This window comes from Burkholderia sp. GW821-FHT14F03, from assembly GCF_058803765.1.
In genome coordinates this window covers 1-7,330 of record NZ_JBXAPG010000096.1, presented here as the reverse complement: position 1 = coordinate 7,330, position 7,330 = coordinate 1, and the positions used below count along the sequence as shown (strand labels likewise).

General features: G+C 67.3%; 6 protein-coding genes. All 6 read left to right on the top strand.

All coding sequences use genetic code 11. The features are described 5' to 3' along the window. Positions 1-89: 89 nt before the first annotated feature. The 6 genes from AC1RQF_RS32885 to AC1RQF_RS32860 all read left to right on the top strand — a co-directional run bounded on the left by AC1RQF_RS32885 (position 90) and on the right by AC1RQF_RS32860 (position 7,216). The gene (locus AC1RQF_RS32885) at positions 90-740 is read left to right on the top strand and encodes a DUF502 domain-containing protein (protein WP_273999077.1); all 651 of its coding nucleotides are present in this window, start codon (positions 90-92) and stop codon (positions 738-740) included. 53 nt (positions 741-793) lie between these two features. Continuing rightward, positions 794-2,596, top strand: coding sequence for an aspartate--tRNA ligase (gene aspS, locus AC1RQF_RS32880; protein WP_273999076.1), 1,803 nt, complete (start codon positions 794-796; stop codon positions 2,594-2,596). Between the two features lie 159 nt (positions 2,597-2,755). After that, the gene (gene nudB / locus AC1RQF_RS32875; RefSeq protein ID WP_273999075.1) at positions 2,756-3,232 is read left to right on the top strand and encodes a dihydroneopterin triphosphate diphosphatase; all 477 of its coding nucleotides are present in this window, start codon (positions 2,756-2,758) and stop codon (positions 3,230-3,232) included. Further along, on the top strand, positions 3,229-4,500 hold the full coding sequence (gene clsB, locus AC1RQF_RS32870; protein WP_492874281.1) for a cardiolipin synthase ClsB: 1,272 nt from the start codon (positions 3,229-3,231) through the stop codon (positions 4,498-4,500). The genes nudB and clsB overlap by 4 nt, the downstream gene beginning before the upstream one ends. Positions 4,501-4,772: 272 nt before the next feature. Next, positions 4,773-5,372, top strand: coding sequence for a TetR/AcrR family transcriptional regulator (locus AC1RQF_RS32865; RefSeq protein ID WP_273999073.1), 600 nt, complete (start codon positions 4,773-4,775; stop codon positions 5,370-5,372). Positions 5,373-5,428: 56 nt separating this feature from the next. Then, positions 5,429-7,216 (top strand): acyl-CoA dehydrogenase C-terminal domain-containing protein, encoded by a 1,788-nt coding sequence (locus tag AC1RQF_RS32860; protein ID WP_273999072.1) that lies wholly within the window; start codon positions 5,429-5,431, stop codon positions 7,214-7,216. Positions 7,217-7,330 lie beyond the last annotated feature (114 nt).

Genomic DNA, 7,330 nt, shown 5'->3' with positions numbered 1-7,330 from the left:
GCGTCCGCGCCTGCGCCTGCGCCCGCCGCGAGCGCGCCGGCCAGCACCACGTAACGCCCGCGCCGACCGGCGCGGCTTTCTGACGGCGGATGATGAAAAAGACGACCCTCAAAACGGTATTCCTGACCGGCCTGCTGGTCCTGGTGCCCCTCGCGATCACGCTGTGGGTGCTCGGGCTCATCATCGGCACGATGGACCAGACCCTGCTGCTGCTGCCCGAGTCGTGGCGGCCGGAGCGACTGCTCGGTTTCCGCCTGCCGGGGATCGGCGCGCTGCTCACGATCGCCTTCATCTTCATCGTCGGCCTCGCGACCCAGAACTTCATCGGCCAGAAACTCGTCACCTGGTGGAACGTCGTGGTGCGGCACATCCCGGTGGTGGGCCCGATCTACACGAGCGTCAAGCAGGTGTCCGACACGCTGCTGTCGAGCAGCGGCAATGCGTTCCGCAAGGCGCTCCTGATCGAGTATCCGCGCCGCGGTTCCTATACGATTGCGTTTCTGACCGGCGCGCCGGGCGGCGACGTGGTCAACCACCTGAAGGAAGAGTACGTGAGCGTGTACGTGCCGACCACGCCGAATCCGACCTCCGGCTTCTTCCTGATGGTGCCGAAGAGCGAGGTCGTCGAGCTGGACATGTCGGTCGACGCCGCGCTCAAGTACATCGTCTCGATGGGCGTGGTGGCGCCCCCGGCGCCCGTCGCCGCGCCCGCCCGCCGGCCCGTCGAGCCGCCGCTGTAATGCCGGGGCGCGCGAGCGCCGCCCATTGATCAAACCGAACGAAAGCTAACATCATGTCGATGCGAACTGAATACTGCGGTCTCGTGACCGAACACCTGCTGGGCCAAACCGTGTCGCTGTGCGGCTGGGTGCAGCGCCGCCGCGATCACGGCGGTGTGATTTTCATCGACCTGCGCGATCGGGAAGGTCTCGTGCAGGTGGTGTGCGACCCGGACCGCGCGGAAATGTTCGCGACCGCGGAAGGCGTGCGCAACGAATTCTGCGTGCAGATCAAGGGCCTCGTGCGCAATCGCCCGGAAGGCACCGCCAACGCGGGCCTGAAGAGCGGCAAGATCGAGGTGCTGTGCCATGAGCTGAACGTGCTGAACGCGTCGGTGACGCCGCCGTTCCAGCTCGACGACGACAACCTGTCGGAAACCACCCGCCTCACGCACCGTGTGCTCGACCTGCGCCGCCCGCAGATGCAGCACAACCTGCGCCTGCGCTACCGCGTCGCGATCGAGGCGCGCAAGTACCTCGACGGCGAGGGCTTCATCGACATCGAGACGCCGATGCTGACGAAGAGCACGCCGGAAGGCGCGCGCGACTACCTGGTGCCGTCGCGCGTGAACGCCGGCCAGTTCTTCGCGCTGCCGCAGTCGCCGCAGCTGTTCAAGCAGCTGTTGATGGTCGCGAACTTCGACCGCTACTACCAGATCACCAAGTGCTTCCGCGACGAAGACCTGCGCGCGGACCGCCAGCCCGAGTTCACGCAGATCGACTGCGAGACCTCGTTCCTGGGCGAACAGGAGATCCGCGACCTGTTCGAGGACATGATCCGTCACATCTTCAAGACGACGATCGACGTCGAGCTGGCCGCGACCTTCCCGGTCATGCCGTATTCGGAAGCGATGGCGCGCTTCGGCTCGGACAAGCCGGACCTGCGCGTGAAGCTCGAATTCACCGAGCTGACCGATGCGATGAAGGACGTCGACTTCAAGGTGTTCAGCGCACCGGCGAACGCGAAGGACGGCCGCGTCGCGGCGCTGCGCGTGCCGAAGGGCGCCGAGCTGTCGCGCGGCGACATCGACGGCTATACGGAATTCGTGCGCATCTACGGCGCGAAGGGCCTCGCGTGGATCAAGGTCAACGAGAAGGCGAAGGGCCGCGACGGCCTGCAGAGCCCGATCGTGAAGAACCTGCACGACGCGTCGATCGCGGCGATCCTCGAGCGCACCGCCGCCGAGGACGGCGACATCATCTTCTTCGCGGCCGACCGCGCGAAGGTCGTCAACGACAGCCTCGGCGCGCTGCGCCTCAAGATCGGCCATTCGGAGTTCGGCAAGGCGAACGGCCTCGTCGAGGCGGGCTGGAAGCCGCTGTGGGTCGTCGACTTCCCGATGTTCGACTACGACGAGGAAGAGGCGCGCTACGTGGCCGCGCACCACCCGTTCACGAGCCCGAAGGACGAGCACCTCGAATACCTCGAGACCGATCCGGCGCGCTGCCTCGCGAAGGCCTACGACATGGTGCTGAACGGCTGGGAAATCGGCGGCGGCTCGGTGCGTATCCACCGCGAGGAAGTGCAGAGCCAGGTGTTCCGCGCGCTCAAGATCGGGCCGGAGGAGGCGCAGGCGAAGTTCGGCTTCCTGCTCGACGCGCTGCAGTACGGCGCGCCGCCGCACGGCGGGATCGCGTTCGGCCTCGACCGCATCGTGACGATGATGGCGGGCGCCGATTCGATCCGCGATGTGATCGCGTTCCCGAAGACGCAACGCGCGCAGTGTCTGCTCACGCAGGCGCCGAGCCCGGTCGACGAGCGCCAGCTGCGCGAGCTGCACATCCGCCTGCGCCAGCCGGAGCAGCCGAAGGCCTGAGTCGGGCCACGAACGAAGGCGGGCGCCCAGGCGCCCGCTCGACGAGGAGAAAGGCGCGCGATGCGCCTTTTTCGTTTTTTGCGGTACAGTCGTCGGAACCCTCGCGGCCCGGCGGTCGCGCCGCCTTGCCGTACGGCCGCCGCGCCGCATGACCTCCCGATGACGAAGCCACCGAAAATCCCCGAATCCGTCCTGGTCGTAATCCATACCGCCGCGCTCGACGTGCTGATCCTCAAGCGTGCGGACCAGCCCGGGTTCTGGCAGTCGGTGACGGGCTCGAAGGACTGGCCGGACGAAGCGCTCGCGCACGCGGCCGCGCGCGAGGTCGGCGAAGAGACCGGGCTCGTGGTCGGCAGCCCGGGGATTCCGCCCGAGGCGCTCGTCGACTGGCGGCATCGGATCGAATACACGATCTATCCGCAGTACCTGCACCGCTACGCGCCGGGCGTCACGCGCAACGTCGAGCACTGGTTCAGCCTGGAAGTGCCGGCGGGCGCTGCGGTCACGCTTGCGCCGCGCGAACACACCGACAGCCTGTGGCTGCCGTATCGCGAGGCGGCGGCGCGCTGCTTCTCGCCGTCGAACGCCGAGGCGATCCTGCAGCTGCCCGCGCGTCTCGCGGCGCATCGCGCATGAGCGAGCGCCGCGCGCGGCTCGACCTGCTCCGGCAGATGTTCCTGCAGGAACGCGGTTCCGCGTCGCGGCTCGCCTTCACGTCCGGCAACCGGGTGCGGCTCTGCGACGGCGGTCGCGCATTCTTCCCCGCCCTGATCGCGCGGATCGACGGCGCGCGCGAGCAGGTGATGCTCGAAACCTATATCTTCTGCGATGACGCGGCCGGCCGGCCGGTGTCCGATGCGCTGGTGCGCGCCGCGCGCCGCGGCGTGCGGGTGCGCGTGATTACCGACGGGATCGGCACCGCGCGGCTGCCGCTGTTCGAAGGCTGGGGCCCGGAAGGCGTCGAGCACCGCATCTACAACCCCTATCTGTTCGGCCGCTTCGGTTTTTCGCGCACGCATCGCAAGCTGGCCGTGATCGACGACGCCTACGCGTTCTGCGGCGGCATCAACCTCGTCGACGACTACGCGCAAAACGGCGAACGCCTGGCCTACCCGCGCTGGGACTTCGCGGTGGAGCTGGCGGGGCCGGCCGTCATCGATATCCGCGCGGCGTTCGAGGTGCAGTGGGAGCGGATCTCGGCGGGTCACAAGAGCTACGCGCAGTACGCGCCCCAGCGCGCCTACCGCGACGATTTCCCCGCCAAGTTCCGCCGCTGGATGCGCAGCCACCGCTGGGTGAAGGCGGGTGCGCTGCGGGTGGTCACGGAACCGAGCGTCGCGTTCGTCGCGCGCGACAACCTGCTGAACCGGCGCGCGATCGAGAAAGCCTACCTGGCCGCGATCGGGCGCGCGCGCCAGTCAGTACTGCTCGCCAATCCATATTTCATGCCCGGCCGCAAGCTGCGGCGCGCGCTGACGGGCGCCGCGCGGCGCGGCGTCAAGGTGCGGGTGCTGGTCGGCCGCAAGGAGTTCGCGGCGCTCGACACCGCGGTGCCGTTCCTCTATCACGCGCTGCTGCGCGCGGGCGTGCGCGTCGCTGAATACGACCGCACGATGCTGCACGGCAAGGTGGCGGTGATCGACGACAACTGGGCCACGGTCGGCTCGTCGAATCTCGATGCGCTGAGCCTCGTGCTCAACAACGAGGCCAATGTCGTGCTGGTGCGGCACGACGTGGAAACCGCGCAGCTGCGCGACGCGATCGCGGCCGCGTTCGCCGACGGCCGCGAGATCGACCCTGCGCGCTACGCGGCGCGCCCGCTCGGCGAGCGTTTCCTGAACTGGCTCGCGTACACTGTCTATCGCGCGGCGATGAAGCTGCTCACGACAGGCGGGTATGATTGACGCGGGCGCCCCTCGCTCGGCGCCCGCCGCACGCCGCAAGTCGTCGCGCGGCGCCTGATCCGGGTGGTGCAGGCCACGCCCCCCGCCGCTAGGCCACGCAAGGTGGCGCGATCCGTGGATACCCCTTCCTGCGGGGCACGGAACCCGCAACAATAGCGGCACGGTTAGAAACCGATTTCTAATAATTTCCTTGTTTCACGGACGGTCGCGCCCAATAATAGTACGGCCGTTCGATTTTTTCCGATGACCCCGAACGGTTACACAGACAAGCTATGCGAAAAGGCGAACAAACGCGTGCCGCGATTCTCGAAGCAGCTTTGGACCTTGCCAGCCGGGACGGGCTGGAAGGTCTGACGATTGGCCTGTTGGCCGAGCGGATGCAGATGAGCAAGAGCGGCGTGTTCGCGCACTTCGGATCGCGCGAGGACCTGCAGGTCGAGGTCGTGCGCGAATATCACCGTCGTTTCGAGAACGAGGTGTTCTTTCCGAGCCTGCGCGAGCCGCGCGGTTTGCCCCGCCTGCGCGCGATGCTGGCCCGCTGGATCGAGAAGCGCATCCACGAGGTGACGACGGGATGCATCTACATCAGCGGGGCCGTCGAGTACGACGACCGTCCCGACAGCACCGTGCGCGAGCAGCTGAACGCGAGCGTGACCGCGTGGCGCGCCGCGTTGCTGCGGGCGATCGCGCAGGCGAAGGAGGAGGGGCATCTGCGTGAGGACACCGATCCGAACCTGATGCTCTTCGAGTTGTACAGTTTCACGCTCGGCCTGCATCACGACGCCCGCTTCCTGCATCTGCCGGATGCGGTGCGCCTGACCTGGGCCGCGCTGGAAAAAACGATCGTTTCGTATCAGAGCGAGAGCCGTTAGCGGAGCGTCGAAGCCCGCGGGAAGCTCGAGCCATTGCCCTATCTTTGGAGAGAGTCATGGGACAGTACGCCGCGCCGTTGCGCGACATGCAATTCGTGATGCACGAGCTGCTGAACGTCGAAGCCGAAGTCAAGCAGATGCCCAAGCACGCGGACCTCGACGCCGACACGATCAACCAGGTGCTCGAAGAAGCGGGCAAGTTCTGCTCCGAGGTGCTGTTCCCGCTGAACCAGGTGGGCGATCGTGAAGGCTGCACCTATGAAGGCGACGGCGTGGTCAAGACGCCGACGGGCTTCAAGGAGGCGTACCAGCAGTACGTCGAGGCCGGCTGGCCCGCGCTCGGCTGCGATCCGGACTACGGCGGCCAGGGCCTGCCCGCGTTCGTGAACAACGCGCTCTACGAGATGATGAACTCGGCGAACCAGGCGTGGACCATGTATCCGGGCCTGTCGCACGGCGCCTACGAGTGCCTGCACGCGCACGGCGCGCCGGAACTGCAGAAGGTTTACCTGCCGAAGCTGGTCGCGGGCGAGTGGACGGGCACGATGTGCCTGACCGAGCCGCACTGCGGCACCGACCTCGGCATCCTGCGCACCAAGGCCGAGCCGAACAGCGACGGTTCCTACGCGATCACCGGCACCAAGATTTTCATCTCGAGCGGCGAACACGACCTCTCGAAGAACATCGTCCACCTCGTGCTCGCGCGCCTGCCGGACGCGCCGCAGGGCACCAAGGGGATCTCCCTCTTCATCGTGCCGAAGTTCCTCCCCGATGCGTCGGGCGAGCCGGGCGCGCGCAACGGCATCAAGTGCGGCTCGATCGAGCACAAGATGGGCATCCACGGCAACTCGACCTGCGTGATGAACCTCGACGGTGCGAGCGGTTGGTTGGTCGGCGAGCCGAACAAGGGCCTCAACGCGATGTTCGTGATGATGAATGCCGCGCGCCTCGGCGTCGGCATGCAGGGCCTCGGTCTGACCGAAGTCGCGTACCAGAACTCGCTGACCTACGCGAAGGAACGCCTGCAGATGCGTTCGCTGACGGGCCCGAAGGCGCCGGACAAGCCGGCCGACCCGATCATCGTGCACCCGGACGTGCGCCGCATGCTGCTCACGCAGAAGGCCTACGCGGAAGGCGCGCGCGCGTTCACGTACTGGTCCGCGCTGCAGATCGACAAGGAACTGTCGCACGGCGACGAAGCCGTGCGCAAGGAAGCGGCCGACCTGGTCGCGCTGCTCACGCCGGTGATCAAGGCGTTCCTGACCGACAACGCGTTCGAGTGCACGAACCACGCGATGCAGATCTACGGCGGCCACGGCTTCATCTCCGAGTGGGGCATGGAGCAGTACGTGCGCGACGCGCGGATCAACATGATCTACGAAGGCACGAACTCGGTGCAGTCGCTCGACCTGCTGGGTCGCAAGGTGCTCGGCGACATGGGCGCGAAGCTCAAGAAATTCGGCAGGATCGTCACCGAATTCGCGGAAGCCGAAGGCGTGAAGCCGGAAATGGCCGAGTTCATCAACCCGCTCGCGGACATCGGCGAGAAGGTCCAGAAGCTCACGATGGAAATCGGCATGAAGGCGATGCAGAACCCGGACGAGGTCGGCGCGGCCGCCGTGCCGTACCTGCGCACCGTCGGCCACCTGGTGTTCTCGTACTTCTGGGCGCGCATGGCGCGCATCGCGCTCGACAAGGAAGCGTCGGGCGATCCGTTCTACAAGTCGAAGCTCGCGACCGCGCGGTTCTATTTCGCGCGCCTGCTGCCGGAGACGGCGTCGACGATCCGCGCCGCGCGCGCCGGTTCGAAGACCATGATGGAAGTCGACGAAGCGCTGTTCTGACGCGCGCACCCCGGGCGGCCCGCCGCCCGGGCGACCCTAACATTTGCCCGCCGCGGGGGGGGGGGGGGGGGGGGGGGGGGGGGGGGGGGGGGGGGGGGGGGGAGGGGGGAGGGG